This window comes from Burkholderia sp. AU45251 (genome assembly GCF_030482905.1).
GTDB lineage: Bacteria > Pseudomonadota > Gammaproteobacteria > Burkholderiales > Burkholderiaceae > Burkholderia > Burkholderia aenigmatica.
This window is the reverse complement of record NZ_JAUJQH010000005.1, coordinates 20,125-41,583: the sequence shown is the minus strand read 5'-3', so window position 1 is coordinate 41,583 and position 21,459 is coordinate 20,125. Positions and strand designations below refer to the sequence as shown.

At 65.8% G+C, this 21,459-nt stretch carries 22 protein-coding genes, 1 pseudogene and 1 riboswitch; of the genes and pseudogenes, 8 read left to right on the top strand and 15 right to left on the bottom strand.

Going from position 1 to position 21,459, the window contains the following annotated elements; translation table 11 throughout:
* Position 1 precedes the first annotated feature (1 nt).
* The 5 genes from QZM67_RS13605 to QZM67_RS13585 form a co-directional block, all read right to left on the bottom strand.
* Positions 2-166: a hypothetical protein gene (locus tag QZM67_RS13605; RefSeq protein ID WP_301803903.1), complete on the bottom strand. Its 165-nt coding sequence runs from the start codon at positions 164-166 to the stop codon at positions 2-4.
* Complete coding sequence (locus QZM67_RS13600) at positions 163-528, bottom strand: copper resistance protein CopC (protein ID WP_043178564.1); 366 nt, start codon at positions 526-528, stop codon at positions 163-165. The genes QZM67_RS13605 and QZM67_RS13600 overlap by 4 nt, the downstream gene beginning before the upstream one ends.
* A gap of 16 nt (positions 529-544) precedes the next feature.
* The gene (locus QZM67_RS13595) at positions 545-1,462 is read right to left on the bottom strand and encodes a hypothetical protein (protein ID WP_301803899.1); all 918 of its coding nucleotides are present in this window, start codon (positions 1,460-1,462) and stop codon (positions 545-547) included.
* Between the two features lie 109 nt (positions 1,463-1,571).
* On the bottom strand, positions 1,572-1,955 hold the full coding sequence (locus QZM67_RS13590) for a DUF2946 domain-containing protein (RefSeq protein WP_301803898.1): 384 nt from the start codon (positions 1,953-1,955) through the stop codon (positions 1,572-1,574).
* A gap of 193 nt (positions 1,956-2,148) precedes the next feature.
* Entirely contained in the window at positions 2,149-3,393 is a 1,245-nt protein-coding gene (locus tag QZM67_RS13585) for an NADH:flavin oxidoreductase/NADH oxidase family protein (protein WP_301803896.1), read from the bottom strand.
* A gap of 77 nt (positions 3,394-3,470) precedes the next feature.
* Between QZM67_RS13585 and QZM67_RS13580 the strand changes: the two genes are divergently transcribed.
* The 3 genes from QZM67_RS13580 (at position 3,471) to QZM67_RS13570 (ending at position 5,266) form a co-directional block, all read left to right on the top strand.
* Positions 3,471-3,935 (top strand): MerR family transcriptional regulator, encoded by a 465-nt coding sequence (locus QZM67_RS13580; protein WP_175022382.1) that lies wholly within the window; start codon positions 3,471-3,473, stop codon positions 3,933-3,935.
* Positions 3,936-4,048: 113 nt separating this feature from the next.
* On the top strand, positions 4,049-4,747 hold the full coding sequence (locus QZM67_RS13575) for a hypothetical protein (RefSeq protein WP_301803893.1): 699 nt from the start codon (positions 4,049-4,051) through the stop codon (positions 4,745-4,747).
* Positions 4,748-4,945: 198 nt separating this feature from the next.
* Positions 4,946-5,266: a DUF1330 domain-containing protein gene (locus QZM67_RS13570; protein WP_301803890.1), complete on the top strand. Its 321-nt coding sequence runs from the start codon at positions 4,946-4,948 to the stop codon at positions 5,264-5,266.
* Positions 5,267-5,285: 19 nt separating this feature from the next.
* On the opposite strand, the gene QZM67_RS13565 is transcribed toward QZM67_RS13570, so the two are convergent.
* Entirely contained in the window at positions 5,286-6,122 is an 837-nt protein-coding gene (locus tag QZM67_RS13565; protein ID WP_043178578.1) for an NAD(P)-dependent oxidoreductase, read from the bottom strand.
* An 82-nt stretch (positions 6,123-6,204) separates the two neighbouring features.
* Between QZM67_RS13565 and QZM67_RS13560 the strand changes: the two genes are divergently transcribed.
* Positions 6,205-7,308, top strand: coding sequence for a LacI family DNA-binding transcriptional regulator (locus QZM67_RS13560; protein WP_301803887.1), 1,104 nt, complete (start codon positions 6,205-6,207; stop codon positions 7,306-7,308).
* Positions 7,309-7,410: 102 nt separating this feature from the next.
* On the opposite strand, the gene QZM67_RS13555 is transcribed toward QZM67_RS13560, so the two are convergent.
* Entirely contained in the window at positions 7,411-8,703 is a 1,293-nt protein-coding gene (locus QZM67_RS13555; protein ID WP_089453766.1) for an MFS transporter, read from the bottom strand.
* 320 nt (positions 8,704-9,023) lie between these two features.
* Between QZM67_RS13555 and QZM67_RS13550 the strand changes: the two genes are divergently transcribed.
* Together QZM67_RS13550 and QZM67_RS13545 are read left to right on the top strand one after the other, a co-directional pair.
* Positions 9,024-10,502 (top strand): DNA-3-methyladenine glycosylase 2 family protein, encoded by a 1,479-nt coding sequence (locus QZM67_RS13550; protein ID WP_301803883.1) that lies wholly within the window; start codon positions 9,024-9,026, stop codon positions 10,500-10,502.
* On the top strand, positions 10,499-11,032 hold the full coding sequence (locus QZM67_RS13545) for a methylated-DNA--[protein]-cysteine S-methyltransferase (RefSeq protein ID WP_301803880.1): 534 nt from the start codon (positions 10,499-10,501) through the stop codon (positions 11,030-11,032). The genes QZM67_RS13550 and QZM67_RS13545 overlap by 4 nt, the downstream gene beginning before the upstream one ends.
* A gap of 19 nt (positions 11,033-11,051) precedes the next feature.
* On the opposite strand, the gene QZM67_RS13540 is transcribed toward QZM67_RS13545, so the two are convergent.
* Positions 11,052-11,870: a helix-turn-helix domain-containing protein gene (locus tag QZM67_RS13540; RefSeq protein ID WP_301803877.1), complete on the bottom strand. Its 819-nt coding sequence runs from the start codon at positions 11,868-11,870 to the stop codon at positions 11,052-11,054.
* 77 nt (positions 11,871-11,947) lie between these two features.
* Here QZM67_RS13540 and panB point away from each other — a divergent pair, with 77 nt between their 5' ends.
* On the top strand, positions 11,948-12,805 hold the full coding sequence (gene panB / locus QZM67_RS13535; protein WP_301803874.1) for a 3-methyl-2-oxobutanoate hydroxymethyltransferase: 858 nt from the start codon (positions 11,948-11,950) through the stop codon (positions 12,803-12,805).
* 5 nt (positions 12,806-12,810) lie between these two features.
* Here panB and QZM67_RS13530 read toward each other — a convergent pair whose 3' ends face one another.
* A complete protein-coding gene (locus tag QZM67_RS13530) occupies positions 12,811-13,302 on the bottom strand; it encodes an Lrp/AsnC family transcriptional regulator (RefSeq protein WP_301803871.1) in 492 nt (163 codons plus the stop codon).
* Between the two features lie 156 nt (positions 13,303-13,458).
* Between QZM67_RS13530 and glmS the strand changes: the two genes are divergently transcribed.
* Entirely contained in the window at positions 13,459-15,288 is a 1,830-nt protein-coding gene (glmS, locus tag QZM67_RS13525) for a glutamine--fructose-6-phosphate transaminase (isomerizing) (RefSeq protein WP_301803869.1), read from the top strand.
* 475 nt (positions 15,289-15,763) lie between these two features.
* Here the strand turns inward: glmS and QZM67_RS13520 are convergent, their stop codons facing one another.
* The 6 genes and pseudogenes from QZM67_RS13520 to QZM67_RS13495 form a co-directional block, all read right to left on the bottom strand.
* Complete coding sequence (locus QZM67_RS13520; RefSeq protein ID WP_301803868.1) at positions 15,764-16,576, bottom strand: hypothetical protein; 813 nt, start codon at positions 16,574-16,576, stop codon at positions 15,764-15,766.
* A gap of 246 nt (positions 16,577-16,822) precedes the next feature.
* Positions 16,823-16,957 (bottom strand): annotated as a pseudogene (locus tag QZM67_RS13515) (helix-turn-helix domain-containing protein); the annotation flags it as partial.
* 253 nt (positions 16,958-17,210) lie between these two features.
* On the bottom strand, positions 17,211-17,567 hold the full coding sequence (locus QZM67_RS13510) for a hypothetical protein (RefSeq protein ID WP_301803866.1): 357 nt from the start codon (positions 17,565-17,567) through the stop codon (positions 17,211-17,213).
* Between the two features lie 42 nt (positions 17,568-17,609).
* Positions 17,610-17,713, bottom strand: a riboswitch (SAM-I-IV-variant riboswitch).
* 157 nt (positions 17,714-17,870) lie between these two features.
* Positions 17,871-19,361: a phenylacetate--CoA ligase family protein gene (locus QZM67_RS13505; RefSeq protein WP_301803863.1), complete on the bottom strand. Its 1,491-nt coding sequence runs from the start codon at positions 19,359-19,361 to the stop codon at positions 17,871-17,873.
* A complete protein-coding gene (locus QZM67_RS13500; protein ID WP_301803861.1) occupies positions 19,358-20,566 on the bottom strand; it encodes a nitroreductase family protein in 1,209 nt (402 codons plus the stop codon). Before QZM67_RS13500 ends, QZM67_RS13505 begins: the two co-directional genes overlap by 4 nt.
* Positions 20,563-21,378, bottom strand: a complete 816-nt coding sequence (locus QZM67_RS13495) for a DUF6597 domain-containing transcriptional factor (protein ID WP_301803858.1) — start codon at positions 21,376-21,378, stop codon at positions 20,563-20,565. Before QZM67_RS13495 ends, QZM67_RS13500 begins: the two co-directional genes overlap by 4 nt.
* Between the last annotated feature and the right edge of the window lie 81 nt (positions 21,379-21,459).

The window sequence follows — 21,459 nt, the reverse complement described above, 5'->3', positions numbered from 1 at the left end:
CCTACCCCGGCCCGAGCAGCCGCGCCCCGGTCAGCGCCGTATCCCGCTGCACGTCGTAGCACTCCGTGACAAGCACGACGGCGAACGCGCCGGTCGCGACGGCAAACAGGAGGCCCTGCCCGGCCGCCAGCGCGCTCTGCGCGTCGACGAGCGCGCTTGCCGTCACTTCACCGTGAACGCGTAGTGCCCCTGCGTGCGGTGACCGTCGAGCGCGACGGCCACCCATGCCACCGTGTAGACGCCCGGCGTCAGCGGGTTCAGCGCGACGGACATGTGCTTGCGGTTCGACGCGTCGACTTCGGCTTTACCGTTCGTGACGGCGTGACCCTGCGCATCGGTGACGGCGATCGAGCTGAACGCGGGTTCGAGCCCGTCGTCGAAATCGATCGCGACCGTCTTCGGCGAGCCGGTCACGGTTTCGCCCGCGGACGGTGCCTGGTGGGTCGGATAGGCGTGCGCGTGCGCGAGCTGTGCGCCGGCGAGCAACAGCGCGGCGGCGGCAGCGCGCAGCGTGGTCTGGACAGTCATGTCGAGTCTCCGTCGATCAGAAGAGCGGCTTGCCGAGCGAGCCGGGGAACAGGTCGTCGAAATACAGATGCGCATCGAAGAGCACACCGACATGATGGCCGCTTGCCCGGTTGACCGGAATCTGCGCTTCGACACCGAATTGCCCGTAGCGATTGAGCCACAGGACACCCGGGTTGAGCGTCCCCGTCGTCTGCCCCGAACACGCGCCCGCGGTGCAGGTACTCATCGGCGCCTCGACGACGAAGATCATGTTACTGAGCGGTTGCGGCAGGCCGAGGTTCTTCACCTGCTGCTGCAGGTACGGGATGCTGTATTGCAGCGTCACGCCCCAGCCGAGCGAATTCGGCCCCTGGTCGGACGACGCGGTGGTCAGGTTCGGCCCGAGCTCGGCCGTCAGCGCGAGCGGGCGCAGGTAGCCGAGCGACGCGGGCAGATCGCCGAAGCCCTTGCCGACGTAGACGGCCGGCGTGAAGGTCGAGTATGGATTCGCGATCGATTTCGCGCCGGTGCCGCCGATCTGGGTTTTCAGGCCGACTGACGCCATGAATTCGTGCGGGGCGTTCGTGTAGGCGAGGTACTTCACGCCGAGCGTCACGTTGTCCCAGCCCTTCGCGGAGCCGCCGTCCGGGACGTTCTGCGACACGTACTGGCTGGCGACGCTGAACGCGAGGTTCTTCGTGATCAGCTTGTCCCACTCGTACGACACGGTATTGACGTTGAAGCTGTTGCCGCTGTCGTCGGAGGACTTGATGTGACCGAACTGTGTGTCGAATTCGTCGCCGACACCGGGGTCGTCCACGGTCATCGTCGCAGGAAAGACGCGATCGCCGACCACGGCGTGCGCGTTCGCTAAAGAAACATGGGACAGGCCGGCAAAGGCGGCCAGCAGCGCGGCGCATGCGCGGGGCGCGTGCCGTTCGGTAAAGCGGGGCATGTGGTGTGTTCTCCGGTTGTCGTTCGATGCCGTCGCGCACGCGCGCGACGAACGGCCGCTCGCTCCGAGCGCGAAGCGGCGGCGTGTCAGGCAGGAAAATCAGACGAACTCAGGAGAACGCAGGCGGCGCGCGCGATTGCGCGACGGTATGGACGAGACGGATGCGGGCCGGAATCGATGCCGACACGATCGGCCGCTGCGAATCCCGACGCGGCACGGCGAAGGAGACGGAATGGCCCGGCAGTGCGACGGCGTGGGCAACGAAGCTGCAATAGGGACAAGCTTGCCAGTGCGCGTGGACGCCATGTGCGGGCTTGCCGTCGTCGTGCACGACCACCGCCTCTTCGACGCTCGCCGTGCAATAGACGGCCAGCGCATCGACGAGCCGGTGACGCGACGCCATCATCTGCGAGACCGCAGGGGCGAGCGCCATCATCAGGATTGCGATCAATCCGATCAGGCTGCCGGGCTTGCGGAAACGGGCGACATGCATGACGCGCGACGAGGATGGCTGGCGATGAAGGTGGTGGATTATGCCACGCTGAAATCGCGCTCAGGTGCCTGAATAATGCAGTAAACAGGCTCGATATTTCGGAAAGCAATCCGAAAGAATCGAGCCTTGAAACGACCCGCCATGCGGCGGGCCGATCCGTGCGGGGCGGTCGATGCAGCCCCGCGCGCACACGTCACGCACGCGTGCCTGCCGCGCGCCCCGCCATCCACTTCCGGTAGCGCCGCGTCTGGCACTGCGCGGCCATTTGCTGCCTGACCAGCGCGCGCAGCGGCGACACCTGCGGGTGCGTGCGGCGGCCTTCGCTGAGCCGCGTCAGCTGGAACTTGACGACGGCCATGTTCGCCAGCGCGCCCAGCGCCTTGTTCTTCCAGCGAATCGGTTCCAGCACCGGCGCGCTGTCCTTGCCGGCTCGCCAGTCGCGCGGCAGGTTCGGTTCGATGGACAGCGCGGTCGCGATGCCGACCATCGCCACGCCGCTGTCGACCACCTGCTCGGCAACCGCGCGGCGCCGGATGCCGCCCGTGACCATCAGCGGCATCCGTGCGACGTCCGTGATGTCGCGCGCGAATTCGAGGAAATACGCTTCTCGGGCCAGCGTGCGCCCGTCGCGTGCCTCGCCCTGCATCGCCGGCACTTCATAGCTGCCGCCCGACAGTTCGACGAGATCGACGCCGAGCGGATTCAGCAGTTCGACCACGCGCTTCGCATCGTCCGCGCTGAAGCCGCCGCGCTGGAAATCGGCCGAGTTCAGCTTGACCGCGACGGCAAATGCCGGCGACACCGTCGCGCGCACGTCCCGCACGATATCGAGCAACAGGCGTGCGCGATTCTCGATGCTGCCGCCCCATTGATCCTGCCGGCGGTTCGTCAGCGGCGACAGGAACTGGCTCAGCAGATAGCCGTGCGCCGCGTGAATCTCCACGCCGGTGAAGCCGCTCCGCTCCGCGAGCTGCGCCGCGCGCACGAAGCGCTGCTGCACATCGGCGATATCGGCTTGCGTCATCTCCTTCGGCACCGGGAACTGCTTCGACAACGCACCGAGCGCGAGCGGCACGGCCGACGGCGCGAGCGTCGTCTGGCCAAGCGCCGCCTGCATCTGGCGCCCCGGGTGATTGATCTGCATCCACACGTGCGCGCCGCCCGAGCCCGCCACCTGCGCCCAGCGGCGGAAGCGGTCGAGATGCGCATCGCTCTCGAGCACGACGCCGTTCGGCCCCGTCATCGCGCGGCCGTCCACCATCACGTTGCCGGTCAGGATCAGGCCGACCTGGCCATCGGCCCACGCCTGGTACAGGCGCAGCAACGCGTCGGACGGTGCGTGGTTCGCATCGGCCATGTTCTCTTCCATCGCGGCCTTGGCCAGACGGTTCGGAATCACCGCCCCGTTGGGCAGTGTCAGCGGTGTAAACAGGTTCATGGAGGGCACCCTCGATTGACGATGCCCAACGATAACTTTAAAGTCAACTTTAAGGTCAAGCCCCTTTGGAGCACAGCATGAAAATCGGCGAACTGGCGCGCGCCAGCGGCATCGCGGCGTCGCGCATCCGCTTCTACGAAGCGAGCGGTCTGCTCGAACCGGCCCGTCGGCAGGCAAACGGCTATCGGGAATACGGGTCGGAAGCGTTGACGCGGCTCGCGATCATCGACCGCGCGCAGCGCGCGGGCTTTGCGCTCGACGAAATCCGCGCAGTGCTGCCGCCCGATCTCGGCGCGTGGCCGCGCGACGAACTGCTGGTCGCGCTGCGGCACAAGGTCGATGAAATCGCGCTGCTCGAACGGCGTCTCGCGCAGAACCGGCAACATCTGCAGGTGCTGATCGACGAGATCGAGAACAAGCCGGCGGGCGAGGATTGCGCGGGCGCCGCGCAACGGATGCTCGACCGGCTGTGCGCGCAGGCCGACGAGCCGCCGGCACCGGTGCCCGTGCCCGTCCCGCGGCCGACGCGCAAGCGCGCATGACTGGCTACACTGCGTCACCTGACGCACACACAACCTGCGCCGTGGCGAGACAAGACGACGCGTGCCCGTCGGCTTCCGCCGCGCGACCTCATCCTCATCAAGTCCCGATCCGCATGACGATCCCCCGCATCAAAGGATGCCTCGTCGCCGCGCTGCTGACGTTCGGCATCGGCAGCACCTTCGCCGCGACCTGCGGCGACACGCCGGCTTCGATCCGCTGCCCGGACACCGCCGGCCTTCCAGGCGACATCGTCGCGCAGCTTCCCGCCGGCTACGAAGCGCTGGATGCCGCATCGGGGCGCCTGACCGACGGCGCCCGCATCGGCTATGTCGTCGTCGCGCATCAGCCCGACGATTCGATGCGCAACGCGTCGCTGCGTCCGCTGCTGATCTTCCTGCCGGGCAAGGACGGGCACTATCGGCTGGCGGCGCGCAACGACGCCGTGATCATGAAAGCCGACGAAGGCGGGATGGGCGACCCGTATCTGGACGGCGTGGCCGACAACGCGCTCACGATCGAACCCCGCACCTTCACGGTCGAACAGGGTGTCTTCGCGGGGCCGAGCCACTGGCGCGACCGCGTGACGTTTCGCTACGACGCCGCCCATCGCACGTGGGTGTTCCACCGCGAGGTCATGCGGAACTGGCGCCTCAACGACGCCCCGGACGGCGATGCGCTGAAGGCCGACCCGGTGCGCGTCACGCGCGCCAATGCGGCGAAAGCCGTCACGTTCGAAGCATGGCGGCCGCGTTACTGGTGCGATTCGGTGGAGCGGCGCGACACCGATCCGGTTTGCAGCAAGCCGCATTGACTGCAACGCGGCGTCACGGCTGACGATGCAGGCGGGTAAGCGGTACCGTGCTGCACGCGCGATGTGGCTGTCGGCACGCGCGGGTGCCCTTCCCCGGCCGTGCAGCTTTGATTACGTCGCAGGTAATCGACGCGCGCCGCCCGCGCCGCGATCATGGCTCCATCGACGCACGAACCGCATCACGCCAGGGAGCCCACCATGACCGCGTACGCCATCGCCCACCTGCACGACGTCGAGATGTGCGACGACATCGTCGAGTACCTCGAACGCATCGACGGCACGCTTGCGCCGTTCGACGGCCATTTCGTGATTCACGGCGCGCGGCCGGAAGTACGCGAAGGCGTATGGCGCGGCGACCTGATCGCGATCGCGTTTCCCGATCTCGACACGGCACGCACGTGGTACGAATCGGCTGCGTACCGGCAGATCCAGCCGCTGCGCGCCCGACATGCGAGCGGCCCGCTGATCCTGATCGACGGCGTCGACGAACCGCACAAGGCGACCGACATCCTGCGCTGATCGGCCACGCCGGCGGCGCTTACGACGCGTTGCGCTCCATCGGCTCGCCGACGACGAACCCGCCGCCCTGGAACCGCTGCGCGGGATCGTCGTAGTCGGCGGTCGGCGCCGTCACCGGGAACAACCCGGCGAACTGCTCGGAGCTGTCGCGCGGGCGGAAGCCGAGAAAGCCGGCCTTCGTGTTGTCCCACCACTTCACCGGGTTGTCCGACGCGCCGTACACGATCGCGTGCCCGACGCGGTTCGTCAGCAACGAACAGCGCACCAGCTCGATGAAGTCGCGATAGCTGAGGAACGTCACGAGCATGCGCGGATTCTTTGGCACTTCGAACGATGAGCCGATCCGCAGGCACACCGTCTCGATCCCGAAGCGGTCGAAGTAGTAACGCGACAGCGATTCGCCGAAGCACTTCGTCACGCCGTACAGGCTGTCGGGACGCAGCGGCGAATCGGCGTCGAGCACTTCCGTGACCGGATGGAAACCGATCGCATGATTCGAGCTCGCGAACACGACGCGCTTCACGCCGTGCTTGCGCGCGGCTTCGTACAGGTTGTACGTGCCGGTGATGTTCGCGCCGACGAGATCGTCGAACGGCGCATCGACCGAAATGCCGCCGAGATGGACGATCGCGTCCACGCCGTCGACGAGCTGCATCACCGCGGCCCGGTCGGCCAGATCGACGACGCGGGTTTCTTCATGCGCGGCCGCGTCGCCGAGCGTCGCGATGTCGCTGACGCGCACGACGTCGGCCCAGTCGGCGAGCGCGCCGCGCAACTGGCGGCCGAGGTTGCCGGCCGCGCCCGTCAGCAGCAGGCGCCCGAACGGTTTGCGCGTGCCGGTGGATGAGGCGTTCATTGAATCTCCTTGAATCTGACCTGAAATCTGACCGAATCGGAAAACGTTTTCCAACTATACGCGGGAGCGTCGCCGAACGTCAATGGCCGAACCCGTTCGCAGCCATCCGCACTTTCCCGATATCGCCGCGTGGCCGCGCGCGCCCTTTTTCTGCCACAATCCGGCGTTATCGAACGAAAACGTTACCCTTCCGATGAAAAAAGTTTCCCCGACGATCCGCGACGTGGCGGCGGAAGCCGGCGTGTCGGTCGCGACGGTATCGAAGTACGTGAACGGCACGCAGCGCTTCTCGCCGACCGTCGAGGCACGGCTCAAGGAATCGATCGAGCGTCTCGGCTACCGGTCGAACCCGCTCGCGCGCTCGATGATCACCGGGCGCACGCGCACCATCGGCCTCGTGATCCTCGACATCAGCAACCCGCACTTCACGAACGTGGTGAAGGGCGCGAACCGCGTCGCGCTACAGCATGACTACACGCTGCTGCTCGTCGATACCGAGGAGAACCAGACGCGCGAACGCTCGCTGATCGAAGCGCTCGCGCAGCGCGTCGACGGGCTGATCGTCAGCACGCGGATGCCGGATGAAGAAGCCGGCTGGATGCTCGACCTCAACAAACCGCTCGTGCTGCTGCGTCGCAGCCCCGGCCTGCCGATTCCGAGCGTCGGCATCGACAACCGGCTGTCGACCTACATGCTCGCGCGCCACCTGCTCAATCTCGGCCACACGCGCATCGCGTATCTCGGCTTCGGCACCGCGCGCGTGAACGACGAGCGGATCCAGGGCGCGCGCGACTGCCTCGCGGAAGCCGGGCTCACGCTCGACGTGCACGATGCGCATGCGCCGACCGCCGAAGCCGGCGAACGCGCGTGCTCGCGCGTGATGCTCGGGCCGCAGCGCCCGCAGGCCGTGATCTGCTACAACGACCTGATCGCGCTCGGCTTCATGAAGGAAGCCGCGTCGCTCGGCTTCCGGCTGCCGCAGGATGTGTCGGTCGCGGGCATCGACAACGTGCCGTACGGCGAATATGCGGCGCCTGCGCTGACGACCGTCGACATCCAGAGCGAGAACATGGGCGAGCTCGCGATGCAGAAGCTGATCGACGCGCTCGCGGGGCGCACCGATGCGAGCTATTCGACGTTCGAGCCGCGGCTGATCATGCGCGCGTCGACGGCCGCGGTCGGCTGAGTTCCCCGCTTCGAGCCTTCAAAAGAAAACGCGCCGCCCAAGGGCGGCGCGTTCGTTTGCAGACAGGCGATTACACGATTGAGCGACTAAGCGATCGCCGCGTCACGCGTCGAGCTGCGCGGGCTTCATCTTCGGCGTGAGCATGTGCATCACGCCCAACGCGATCAGGTAGGCCGACGCGCCGATCGCGAACAGCACCCAGTAGTGGCCCGTGCGCTGCAGCACCTGGCCGATCACTTCCGAGAACAGCACGCCGCCGATCGAACCGGCCATCCCGCCGATGCCGACCACCGACGCGACCGCGCGGCGCGGGAACAGGTCGGATGCCGTCGTGAACAGGTTCGCCGACCAGCCCTGGTGCGCGGCGGCGGCGAGGCCGACGATCAGCACCGCAGCCCACAGGCTCTGCACCTGCGACACGAATGCGATCGGCAGCACGCAGCACGCACAGATCAGCATCGCCGTCTTGCGCGCGCCGTTCACGCTCCAGCCCGCGCGCAGCAGCATCGACGACAGCCAGCCGCCGCCGATGCTGCCGACCGTCGTCAGTGCATAGATGCAGACGAGCGGCAGGCCGATGTGCTGCATGTCCATCCCGCGCGATTCGTTGAGCCACTTCGGCAGCCAGAACAGGTAGAACCACCACACCGGGTCGGTCAGGAACTTGCCGATCAGGAACGCCCACGTCTCGCGCTTGCGGATCAGCTCGCCCCAGCGCGGCGCACCGGCGTTCGCGTTCGCCGCGTCGAGCGCTTCGGCCTCGTCGCGCGGCTCGTCGTACTCCGCGGCGAGCGCGCGCGTATCGGCCTGGCGATAGAACACGAGCCACACCGCGAGCCACACGAGGCCGATCGCGCCGATGATCACGAACGCCGCGCGCCAGCCGTAGGCCACCGCGATCGCCGGGATGATCGCCGGCGCGAACACCGCGCCGATGTTCGCGCCCGAGTTGAAGATGCCGGTGGCAAGCGCGCGTTCGCGGCGCGGGAACCATTCGGCCGTCGTCTTGATCGCGGCCGGGAAGTTGCCGCCCTCGCCGATCCCGAGCAGCGCGCGCACGAACGCGAAGCCCATCACCGAGCCGACCGCCGCGTGCAGCATCGCGGCGATACTCCACACCAGCATCGCCAGCGCATACGAAATGCGCGTGCCGAGCCGGTCGACGATGCGCCCGAAGCCGAGCAGGCCGAGCGCATAGAACGCGGAAAACGCCATCACGATGCGGCCGTACTGCACCTGGCTCCAGCCGATGTCGTGCTGGAGCATCGGCGCGAGCAGGCCGAGGATCTGCCGATCCATGTAGTTGATCACGGTCGCGAAAAACAGCAGCGCACAGACGGTCCAGCGGTAGCGGCTGGCGGCAGCGCGCACGGCGCCGACGACGGCAGATTGCATGAATGTCTCCGATACGCGGCCGCGCCCGTCGCGCCGCACGATGTTCGTTGACCGGCGACCGGCGCCGGGGCGGACGGTTGCGCGCTGTCGCGCGCGGCCGATTCCGCCGATCAATCTGGAAAACGTTTTTCAAAGGATAGGGCGTGTGCCGGCGCCCTGTCAGTCGGGGATTTCGATGAGTCATCTCAAATTGGTCGTGGCAAAAGAGACGACTGTTTCGCCGCGTGGCATTAACCGTTTTTCCCGGATTTTCTTGACGGGCGCCCACGGGTGCGGCAACCGATACACATGTCCGATTCCAGCCAGAACCGGCGGCCGGGATGGTTTACAGTCGCCCCATGCGCCTCGATCCCGACACCTGCTACGACGCCCTGCTTTCGCGGAACCGCCGCTTCGACGGCTGGTTCTTCGTCGGCGTGGCGACGACCGGTGTGTATTGCCGCCCCGTCTGCCCAGTGAAGCCGCCGAAGGCGCAGAACTGCAGCTACTACCCGACCGCCGCGGCCGCCGAGAAAGCCGGCTTTCGACCCTGCATGCGCTGCCGCCCGGAGCTCGCGCCCGGCCACGGGCTGCTCGACCTGTCCGGCAATCTCGCCGACGCGGCCGCCACGCTGATCGAGGACGGTTTTCTGAACACCCATTCCGTCGACGCGCTCGCACAGCGTGTCGGGGTGACCGAGCGCCATCTGCGACGGATCTTCGGCGCGCAGTTCGGCGTGTCGCCGGTCGAGTTCGCGCAAACGCACCGGCTGCTGATGGCCAAGCGGCTGCTGACCGATACCGCGCTGCCGGTGGCCGTCGTCGCGTCGACGGCCGGGTTCGGCAGCGTGCGGCGCTTCAACGACCTGTTCCTGCAGCGTTACGGCCTCAATCCATTGCGGCTGCGCAAAGGGGCCCGTGCATCGTCCGATGGCGACATGACGTTTCCGCTGGCGTACCGGCCGCCGTTCGCGTGGGACGACCTGATGCGCTTTCTCGCGCAGCGGCAGATCGATGGGGTCGAGCGGATCGATGCGCAGGGTTATGCGCGTGTCGTCGACATGCCGAACCGGAACGGCAACGGCGAGAACGGGCGCGTCGCCGGCTGGCTGTCCGTCACGCACGTACCGCAGCGCTTCGCGCTGGCCGTCACCGTATCGCCCGCGCTGACGCCGGTCGTACCGGCCGTGCTCGCGCGCGTGCGGCGGCTGTTCGATCTCGACAGCCGTCCCGACGTAATCGACGCGCATCTCGGCGAACTCGCGAGCGGCGCGCCGGGCCTGCGTGTACCGGGCGCGTTCGACGGCGTCGAGATTGCGATCCGTGCGATCGTGGGCGAACGGCTGGCGGCAGCGCATGCGGGCACGCCGGTGCTGGCGCGCATCGCCGAACGTTTCGGCTCATCGGTGGAAGGCGCGCCGCCGGGCCTCGCGCACGCGCTGCCTTCCGCCGCGACGCTGGCCGCCCTGCCGCCTTCCGCCCTTGAAACGATCGGCATCGCGCGCGACGCCGCCCAGGCGATCGTGTCGCTCGCCCGCGCAGTCGGCGACGGCACGCTCGCGCTCGAACAGGTAGCGCCGCTCGACGCGACGCTGGCCGCGCTGCGCGCGCTGCCCGGCTTCGACGAACGCGCGGTGCAATACGTCGCGATGCGCGCGATGGCCTGGCCGAATGCGTTCCCGGCCGACGACGCGTGGCTTCCCGCCCGCACCGAACGCGCCCGTATGCCCTCATCTGCGCCACATGCGGCGCGCTGGGCGCCGTGGCGCGCGTATGCCGCACTGCACGTGTGGCGCCTTCATGGAGATGTGTTGCGATGACTCCCGCTCACCTGATTCCGAGCCCGCTGGGCGACATCGCCGTGCGCATCGAGGACGATGCGCTGACGGGCCTCTACTTCGTCGGCCAGAAATACTTCCCGCCGGTTGCGATCGTGACCGAAGCGGACGCGCGCGCGATGTCGCCGCTTGCGCGCCAGGTCGCGGAAGAAGTCGCCGAATACTTCACCGGCACGCGCGAGACGTTCTCGGTGCCGATCCACTTGCGCGGCACGGCGTTTCAGCGACGGGTCTGGAAGGAGTTGCTCGCGATTCCGTTCGGCGAACTCGTGACGTACGGCGAGATCACCGAGCGCGTCGGGTTGCCGATGAGCGGCGCGCGCGCCGTGGGCGGTGCGGTCGGCCGGAACCCGGTGTCGATCATGGTGCCGTGCCATCGCGTGGTCGGTGCGTCGGGCAGCCTGACCGGCTATGCGGGCGGCATCGATCGCAAGCGCGCGCTGCTGTCGCTCGAAGGCGCGGGGTTCGAGCGCGGTGCTCATCATCCGGTGCAGCAGGCGCTCGCGTTCTGAGTAGCGTCAAGCGACCGCGTCACGCGCTCAGCACAGGCCGGCGCGCTTCACGCTTCGCATACGCGCCGGGCGTCACGCGGAATTTCGCCTGGAACAGCGCGATGAACGACGACGTCGAGTCGTAGCCCAGTTGCGCGGCCACCGCGCCGATCGGCTCGCCGGCATCGAGCAGCGGCAGCGACGCAAGCAGCCGCACCGCCTGCCGCCATTCGGTGAACGACAGCCCCGTGTCCTGCCGGAACAGCCGCGACAGCGTGCGCCGCGTCGCGCCGACCTGATGCCCCCAATCGTCGAGACTGCGCGTATCGCCGGGAAACGCATGCAACGCACGCGCGATTTTCAGCAGACGCGGATCGCGCGGCAGCGGTACCGTCAGCGGCGCCTGTCGCATCCGCGCGATCCGGTCGGCGATCAGGCAGACGAGCGCACCGTCCGGCCCGGTCTCGTCGTAGTTCACCGGCAAGTCGGCCGTGGCGATCACCAGCTCGCGCAGTAGCGGCGTCATGCTGAGGATCGCGCAATCGTCGTGCACGTCGTCGCGCGCGATCGCTGCATCGAGATACAGGCTGTGGAACGCGACGCAATCGCGCGTCGACACCGCATGCGGCACGTGCGGCGGAATCCACATCGCATAGTGCGGCGGCAGCAGGTGACGGCCCGACGGCGTCGACACCTCGAGCACGCCGCTCGTCGCATACATCAGCTGCGCCCATGGATGACTATGCGCGTCGACATTCGCGTTGCCGGGAATCTCGAACGCACGCACGTACAACGGCCTCGGCAGGCGCGCCATCGGCGGCACCGCGTAAGGGTCACCCGGTTGTCCCGCCAGCAACATAAGACGTCCTCCGAAGGTCATTGCACGAACGAGCGCGATGCTACCGTGGCGGCTCTTCTTTCACACGGCTTCCGTTCATGAGCGCTCATACCCGCACCACCCGCAAGACCGTCACCGCGATCCGATCGACCAAGGGCATCGGCAGCCTCGTGTCGCTGACCGCGTATTCCGCACCGATGGCGAAGCTGGTCGACGAGGTGGCCGACGTGATCATCGTCGGCGACTCCGTCGGCATGGTGCTGTACGGGATGCCCGATACGCTGCGCGTCACGCTCGACATGATGATTGCACACGGTGCAGCCGTCGTGCGCGGCGCCGCGCAGGCGTGCGTCGTCGTCGACCTGCCGTTCTCGACCTACCAGGAATCGCCCGCGCAAGCGTATCGCTCCGCCGCGCGCCTGCTCGCCGAAACCGGCGCGCAGGCCGTGAAGCTCGAAGGCGGCAGCGAAATGGCCGACACGATCCGCTTCCTGACCGAGCGCGGTATCCCGGTGATGGCGCACGTCGGCCTCATGCCGCAGCAGGCCAACGCGACGGGCGGCTTCCGCGCGCAGGGCATGGACCCGCGTTCGGCCGCGCAGGTGTTCGACGCCGCGTGCTCGGCCGAACGGGCCGGCGCGTTCAGCGTTGTCGTCGAAGGCACTGCCGAAGCGCTCGCGCGCCATATCACCGAAACTCTGACGATCCCGACCATCGGCATCGGCGCATCGCCCGCGTGCGACGGGCAGGTGCTCGTGACCGAGGACATGATCGGCGCATTCGATGCATACACGCCGCGCTTCGTGAAGCGTTACGCCGATGCGAATGCGGTGATGCGCGATGCGATTCGTCAGTACGCACACGACGTGCGGCAGCGTGTGTTCCCGGACCCCGCGCATTGCTTCGGGTACGGCAAGCCGCTGCAACTGGTGGACGTGGCCGACGCGACTGCGTGATCGCACTACGCGCGCTTGCGCATCGCATGCGCAACCCGCGCGTTCGCTTCGAATTTCGCGCGATGTGTCGAGAAGAACGTCCGCACGTTGCGGACGTTCGACGCGCCGGTGAACAAGCGTCGCGCGAATTCGTCGTATTCGGCGACGTCGGCCAGATCGGCCACCACGACGAAATCCGGCCCCGGCGACACGCGATAGCACTGCGTGACGGCCGGCTCCGCGCACACGTACGCTTCGAACGCGTCGTAGTCTTCGGCTGTCTGCCGGTCGAGGCTGATCTCGATCAGCGCGGTGACGGCCGTGCCGATCGCCACCGGATCGAGCACCGCGACCTGCCGGCGGATCACGCCGGCCTCCATCAGCCGCCGCACGCGGCGCATGCAGGTGGGCGGCGACGACAGCGCGCGCTCGGCCAGTTGCAGGTTCGACACCGACGCGTCGTCCTGCAGGATCGCGAGGATGCGCAGGTCGAGATCGTCGAGGGTGATGCCGGCCATCGGCGGCTCCTTCCAGTCAGGACGTGAAATTTAATTTCAACATGATAGACGATCTGCCATTCATTTCATTTGTACTTGTATTTTGAAATTAAATTCCATTTAGGCCGCTCTACCATCGCTCTCACTGATCCAGACAGGACATTTACGGAGCGCGATATGTGTGGAATTGTCGGGGCGGTTGCCCAGCGGGACATCCTGCCGAACCTGGTCGACGGGCTGAAACGGCTCGAATACCGCGGCTACGATTCGTGCGGCGTCGTGGTCTACCGCGACCGGGCGCTGGCGCGCGCCCGCAGCGTCGACCGCGTCGCGAACCTGCAGCGCGAGATCGCCGAGCAAGCGCTGTCGGGCTACACCGGCATTGCGCATACGCGCTGGGCCACGCATGGCGCGCCCGTCACGCTCAACGCGCATCCGCACTTCTCGCCGAGCGACGCCAATGCGCGCATCGCGCTGTCGCACAACGGGATCATCGAGAACTGCGATCAACTGCGCGCGGAATTGCAGGCGCATGGCTACGCGTTCGCGAGCCAGACCGACAGCGAGGCGATCGCGCACCTGATCGACCACCTGTATGACGGCGATCTGTTCGAGGCGGTGCGGCGCGCGGTCGCGCGACTGCGCGGCAGCTATGCGATCGCGGTGATGTGTCGCGACGAGCCGCACCGGATCGTCGGCGCGCGCGACGGGATGCCGCTCGTCGTTGGCGTCGGTGAAGGCGAGAATTTTCTGGCGTCCGATGCGATTGCGCTGTCGGGGATCACCGATCGGATCGCTTACCTCGAGAACGGCGACGTTGCCGATATCCAGCTGCATCGCTACTGGATCGTCGACGCGGCCGGCCAGCGCGTCGAGCGCGCGGTGCAACGGGTCGCCGCGCATAGCGGTGCGGCCGATCTCGGGTCGTATCGCTACTACATGCAGAAGGAGATTTTCGAGCAGCCGCAGGCAGTGGCCGATACGTTGCTCGATGTGTCTTCGATCATGCCGGAGTTGTTCGGTGACGGTGCGTGGCGGGTTTTCAATGACGTCGATTCGGTTTTGTTGCTCGCGTGTGGTGGTAGCTATCACGCGGCGCTCACGGCGAAATACTGGATCGAGAGCATCGCGAAGCTGCCGGCCAGCGTGGAAATTGCCAGCGAGTTCCGGTATCGCGACAGTGTGCCGAATCCGCGCACGTTGGTCGTCGCAGTGTCGCAAAGCGGCGAGACGGCCGACGTGCTCGGTGCGGTGCATGTCGCCAAGCGTATCGGGATGATGCATACGCTCGCGATCTGCAACGTCGCGACGAGTGCGTTGATGCGCGAATGTGCGCTGCAGTTCGTGACACGTGCGGGGATCGAGATCGGGGTGGCTTCGACGAAGGCTTTTACGACGCAACTCGTTGCGTTGTTTCTGCTGACGTTGTCGCTTGCGCAGGTGCGCGGGCGGTTAAGCGACGACGAGGAGAAGGAACATCTGCGTGCGCTGCGGCATCTGCCCGATGCGATGTCGAAGGTGCTCGCGCTGGAGCCTCAGATCATGGCGTGGTCAGAGTTGCTCGCGCGACGCGACAACATGCTGTTTCTCGGGCGCGGGATGCATTATCCGATCGCGCTAGAGGGCGCGCTGAAGATGAAGGAGATTTCGTATATTCACGCGGAGGCGTATCCAGCAGGGGAGCTGAAGCATGGGCCGCTGGCGCTCGTCAGCAACGAAATGCCGGTGATTGCGGTCGCGCCGAACGACATGCTGCTCGAAAAGCTACGGTCGAACATGCATGAGGTCAGTGCGCGGAATGGCAAGCTTTTTGTGTTTGCGGATGTGGACTGCGGTTTGGTGCCCAGCGAGGGGATCGAGGTGATTCGGCTCAATGAGTACTACGGGCCGCTTTCGCCGATTCTGCATACGGTGCCGATGCAACTGCTCGCGTATCACGCTGCGCTGGCACGGGGGACAGATATTGATAAGCCGAGGAATCTGGCGAAGTCGGTGACGGTGGAGTGAGGGTCTCCGAATCAGCGATTCGGGTCGGGCATGACAACGCGCAGCGCGAGAAGTTTTCAGGAATGACTTGCCCGCATCGCAGCCGAGCAACGATCAGGCTGACGTCGCCCTGTTTCCGCAGCAGCACCATCCGGCCTGACGTTGCGGCACCGCCGTGTGCTGCGGCGTCACTCGAGACCATGCTCCCGCCGATACTCTGCCCGAGTCTTCCCCGCCAGCTCGCGGATATCGCGCGTCCAGCGAGCCCGATCGAGATACCCGAGAGGGCATGAGCCAGTTCCGCGAGATCGACCGGCTCGCCGCCGGCGAACCGGACGGTGGCCTCATGCAATCGGTATCGACAGATCACCCGCTTCGGCATCACGCCCACATCGCTGGAAAAACGCCGCTGCAGCGTGCGCTCGCTCAACCCCGCACGCTCGAATGTTCCGTTGCGGAGCCCCTTTACCGGCCAAAGACTCGCGCAAGAAACCCGCTATTTCGAGAGACTCCGCTTCTTCAACAACACCGCACCACTCGCCGGACTCACGAGCGAAATGGATTCGATATCCAGGTACAACCTCGAAGTCCTCGTCGTGATGTCGGTCGGCTCGTCGTTGCTCGGCTCGGCGTGCGCGATGTGTTCGGTCAGGTACGGCCGGACCAGACGCCCGGAAAGAGCGAACACGAACCCGCCATGCGTTTGCGCGTACGCAGCGGGTGACAGCCTCACGCGGCCGCGCACAGTGGACTTCCTGCCTTTTCCGGGATCGAGTTCGATGATGTCGATCTGCTGGATATAGCCTTTCGCCTTCGCCTCGGGTGCGATCACGAGCCCTCGCCCTCGCGGCCCGGTAATGACCTTTCTGAGCAGGATGCCTGTCCGGCCTTCGCCGTCGGCGTCGACCAGGTCGACGTTCACCTTCAACAGATGCTTCTGCGACTGATATCGCAGCCCGTACGACACCGGCACCAGGAAAGTTACCTCACGATCCAGGTTGACCGCAGCCAGGTCGGCGTTCTGGCCATGCTTGTCGACCACGCCGGGGATCAGGCTGCGGACGCGATCGCTCAGGGACGGGGACGCGCTGTTGACGTGCAGCTTCTCCAGTGCTTCCCGAATCGCAACCGGATCGTCGCCGACAATCGGCCGCGTGAGCGGCGTGTTGGCCGAAACGGCAGGCGCGACGCTCGCCGTTTCGTTGACATCGTCGGCCGCTGCACGCGTCGCGACTGGGGCCAGCATGATCGCCACGGCGACGACGCACGCGCCATTCAGACGGCCCAACAAGGATCTCCGGTGAGACACGACAACTCCTGGTTTTCTGGCGGATCGGTCGACTATGAGATCGGCAGGATCAAACGATCGGTAACGTACCAACCGTTCGAGTTCACCGATCGCCTGCGCGACACATCATAGGTTCATTGTCAGTTGGGCGACAGGCCGGCGCGCCACACTATCGTATTGCCCAGACTACAACAATCCACGACAAGCGAGCAGCGGCGCGACGGGCGGGGGCGGTGACATTCAGTTGCCCGTCGCGAAACCGCAACCTCACTCCTGCCGATCCTCCCGCCTGTATTCCGCTGGTGCCTTCCCCACCAGCTTGCGGAAATCGCGCGTGAAATGCGCCTGATCGACATACCCGAGCGCATAAGCCAGCTCCGCGAGATCGACCGGTTCGCCGCCGATCGAACACCAGATTCACGCACGGATACACTCCGTCGGGCTCTATGCATCGACGGGTGCTCAGCGCGGCGAGGAAATCTCCGGGCGGTCGAACGCGTCGCTCAAGAGCTCTGGCTACCAGATGACACTGGCACTTTAGTTTTGAAGACTACGTCTCCGAAACATGTCGAGGAAGTCGTATGTGAACGCTCGTTAGCTTGGCTGGCAGTGAGAAACGTTCAAGCTCAGGGGCGACAGGTCGCACTGCCATCGCCTAACAACCGCTCCCCGACGCATTCTCGGACGCAGCTGACCCACCCCGCACGAAATGATGCTCCACCCTCGTGCGCAGTACACCATCGAGCCCAGCAAGCCGTTCACGCAGCCGCACCGCCTGCCCTTCCGTCATTTCCCCGAGAACGATTTTCTGCTCAAGAACATCACCACAGCGGGTAATGGCCCAACGATCAACCGTAGCAGTTTCACCTTCGAGCACAGCCGCCGCAGTCGAGACAATGCCCGGATTCCGTCTCGACACGAGATGAACCGTATGCGTCAACGTAAAACCAGGAAGGAACTGCGACCAGTCTTCACAGACTGCCGGGCGGGAAGCGGAGGAAATTTGGCTCATGGTTGCTCCGGATGATTGGTTATCGAACCGGTGCCAGCCATGCTGCTCCCGTTTCGTTGCCGTAAATCGGCCGCATCGCCTCAGAGGCGTCCACCTTGCCCGGGAGGGCAGGTTGGCGTCGGAGAATCCGACTCTGGATGCTTGACTTCTCACGTTCGACATCTCGAACGATGGTTCATTATACCGAAAAACAGATATCGGGCAAGAAGTGCCGGGAAAGCAGTACCTTGGCCGGACGGCGCCGCCGATCCGACCCTCGCGCCCCCCATCAGGCAACGCGTGTCCGAGCGCATCGCCCCACCCTCACGCGATGTACTTGTTCTTGATCCGAATATCCCGCCCCTGAAACGGCCCCGTATCGTGCTCATGCACATGCACGATCACCTGCTCCGAATCGAACAGCCGCGACACCTCGCGAAAATCCTGATTCACGCGCTTCATCCCTTCGAACACCTCGCCGTGCAGCGCTGCATCGTCGAGCTGCATCGCCCCATTCCCCGAAGCCCGTTCGAGATGGACATGCAGGAAGCTCGTCAATTGCGCGTCCTCGGTCGTCGCGAGCTGGAACGTGCTGATCGCGTCATGCAGCACCGGCGACGCGGACAGAACCTGCTCGATATCCGACGGGAACACTTTCGAGCCATAAAACGGCACGCTCGAATCGTTACGCCCGTACACGAACAGAAACGGGAAATGGCTGGTGCGTGACGCAAAGTCCGTCAGGCGCATGCCATGCGCCGACAGACGCTTGTTCAGCTCGCGGAATTGATACGTCCCACCCGAATCGCGAATGTTGTACCGGATCTTCGGCGCGGCGCCGGACTGCCGCCCGATGGTCACCAGCAGTTCACCGTCGTCATTCGTCTCGATCACGTAATCGAGCGCGTTGTACTGGAAGATCATCGGCGGCGTATCGCGCCCGAACAGTTCGCGGCACAACTCGGGGCGACTCAGCAGCGCACGCCGCAAGCCGATCGTCGTCGGCGTCTCGACACCGATGTTGATCTCGAGGTCCGACGCGCCATACGACGAGATCACCGTGCTCGCCTTGCGCAGGAGATGGTCGCGCAACGCTTCCGACAACCCTTCCCCGCCGACGATGAAATCGATGTGATACGGCGTCAGGTCGAGGTCGCATTCGTCGACCACCGAGCGGATAAACGGCGGGTAGCCGAAGATCAGGTACTGGTACTTCGGCCCGAACAGCTTCAGCGTGTTGATCAGCTTGGCCTTGTCCGGGCCGATCGACTTCATGATGCCGACGTCGACGAGCGACATCGATACGTTCATGCCGGTCGCCCACGGCCCGAGCGCAAAGCAGTTCAGCAGCATCTTGCCGGAGTCGCGAAACACCAGCTGATAGTTCAGCTGCAGGATGCGCTTGACGTCGCTGCGTTCGGCCGCGCTGCGCACCCAGTTGTTCGGCTGGCCGGTCGATCCCGACGATTCGTCGATGACGACGCCCGACTTCGGTATCGCGCCGCCATAGCAGCGCTGCTCGATCGAATAGCGCTTGATGTAGTTCTCCTTGGTCATGGCGGGCAGGTCCGACAGCCGCCATGTGCCGCCGGCCTTGTAGCCTTCGGCCTTCAGGAACGCGATGTACGCGGGGCACGACGTGCTCGCCTTGAGGAACGCGACGCGGGCGCGCATGCGGCCGACATAAGCCAGATAGGGCTGAAAGATCGGCGCGTTGAGGAATACATAGAGACGTCCGTCGACGCTGATCACGCGACGAAGGAACCAGAGCGTCCAGAGGACGGCTTCGAGAAAGAGGCGAATGAGCGTGTTCATGCGGATCTCGGCGAGTGGAACGGAACCGGCGCATCGACGAGGATGTCGGCAAGCGCCCTGCGTTGGCTCTGCGGCGGCGTACGCGAGTAGCCGACCTTGAACACGAGCCAGGCCCGGTCGACTCCGGTATGCGCGCTGAACCACGCGGCGGCCTCGGGGTTCGTGACCAGGTTGCCGTACGGATGCAGGTACAGGCCGAGGCTCGTCAGCGCGAGCCAGAAGCGCAGCAGGAAACGGCCCGATTCGATCGCGTTCTCCGGATTGAAGAAATCGCCGCTCAACACGCCGATCGCCGGTACGTGGCCCAGTTGCGACCGATAGCGGCGCTTGAAATAGAAGCGCGTCGGCTTGAACGTCAGGATCTTCGACAGACGCGCTGACATCCAGAACTCCGCCCGCGACAGGTTCATGCAGCGCCAGTCGAGGCCGTCGCGGTGCCGGGCCGTCGAACGGTCGGTGAAGCGAAACCAGCCGGTGATTTCGTCGTGGTAGTCCGCGACGTTCATGTCATGGAACACGGCGTCGATGTTCGTCGCGATGATCGGCTCGATCAGTTCCGCACCCGACAGGTGCGTATATCGATGCCCCCATTCGTCGGCGAGCGCCGCCAGCTGCGCGACGGCCGCGTCCGGTACCGGTGTCGGATCCATCGAAACGCGCGACGTGCGGCGCGCCAGCATCAGCGCGGACGGATCGTCGCGCGACGCGTCCGCGTTCGCGTGGGCAACGAGCCGCAACGCGGCGAACGGTATCAGCCCCGGCGGCGTCGGCTGCGACAGCATGGCCGCGAATGCCTGCACCGGGCGATGCAGTTGCCATTCGACGCGCAAGCCGTGCGGCGCCGCGAGCAGATCGATCGCGTCGATGAACATGCCCATCGCGGACAACAGGAACGCACCGGTCGTGTCTTCCTTCGGCAGCGTGCGCGTGCCGTCGATGAACAGCTCGGCGTAATCGTCCGAGATCAATTGCACGCGCCACGGCTGAACGTTGTGCGGCGACGGTGCATGTCGGGCCACGGTCAGGATCGTGTGCCAGACAGAAAAGTCTTCAGCGGGAATCCCCGGCATATCTCGTGGCTTCCTTGTTGTTGTGCGGCTGATTGCCGTTGTTGCGCGAGAACCGGCCCCTCTCAAGACCGGGTAAAGCTGTGCGCATCTTACATGAGGGCCGAGGCTCCCCCACGGATGCCCGGGCGACCTCACTGCTGCGAGTCGTCCCGCCGGTATTCGGCCGGCGCCTTGCCCACCAGCTTGCGGAAGTCGCGCGTGAAATGCGCCTGGTCGAAGTAGCCGAGCGCATGCGCCAACTCCGCCAGATCCACCGCATCGCCGCTGGCGAGCTTGTCCGCGGCCTCATGCAGCCGATACCGACAGATCACCCACTTCGGCGTCACGCCCACATGGCCGGAAAAAAGCTGCTGCAGCGTGCGCTCGCTCAGGCCGGCACGTTCGGCTAGGTCACGCACCTGCGTGAGACCGCTATCCTGCTGCAGCATCTGCAGAATGTCGTGGATGCGTTCGACCTGCGGATCGGGCGGCGGCAGCACCCGCAGCAGCAGCGCCTCCGCGGCCGACACCATTCCGGCATCGTCCGGCGCACCGAGCACCGCCTCCTCGGCTTCCGCATCGCTACCACCCAACAGCGTCGACACCGGCAGCACCTTGTCGGTCATCCAATGCACGGGCTTGCCGAAAAACGCACGAAAGGCGCCGGGCCGGAAGCGCACGCCGATCACGCGCCCCGCATCGGCCAGCGTGGTTTCGAACGCACCGGACACCACACCGAAGATGCCCGTGCGCCGCCGGTCGAACACCAGGTTCACGCACGGATACGGCAGCGTGCGCTGCACATGGGGCGGCTGGTCGCGCAAATCCCATTCGACGATCCAGTGGTGATCCAGCACGCCGGCCAGTTCCGCACACGGGTAGTAGCGATTCAGGCGGAAGCGCTGCCGGGCAGCCCGTGGGCCAACCACGCCCTTCGGGGTAGTGGTCACATTGCGCAAGTCGGACATGATGTGGACGGTAGACGGTAGCGGCGATGTCACGATGATGCACCGCCACAGCGGATTTTTCCAAGACGGCGGCGCACGGAC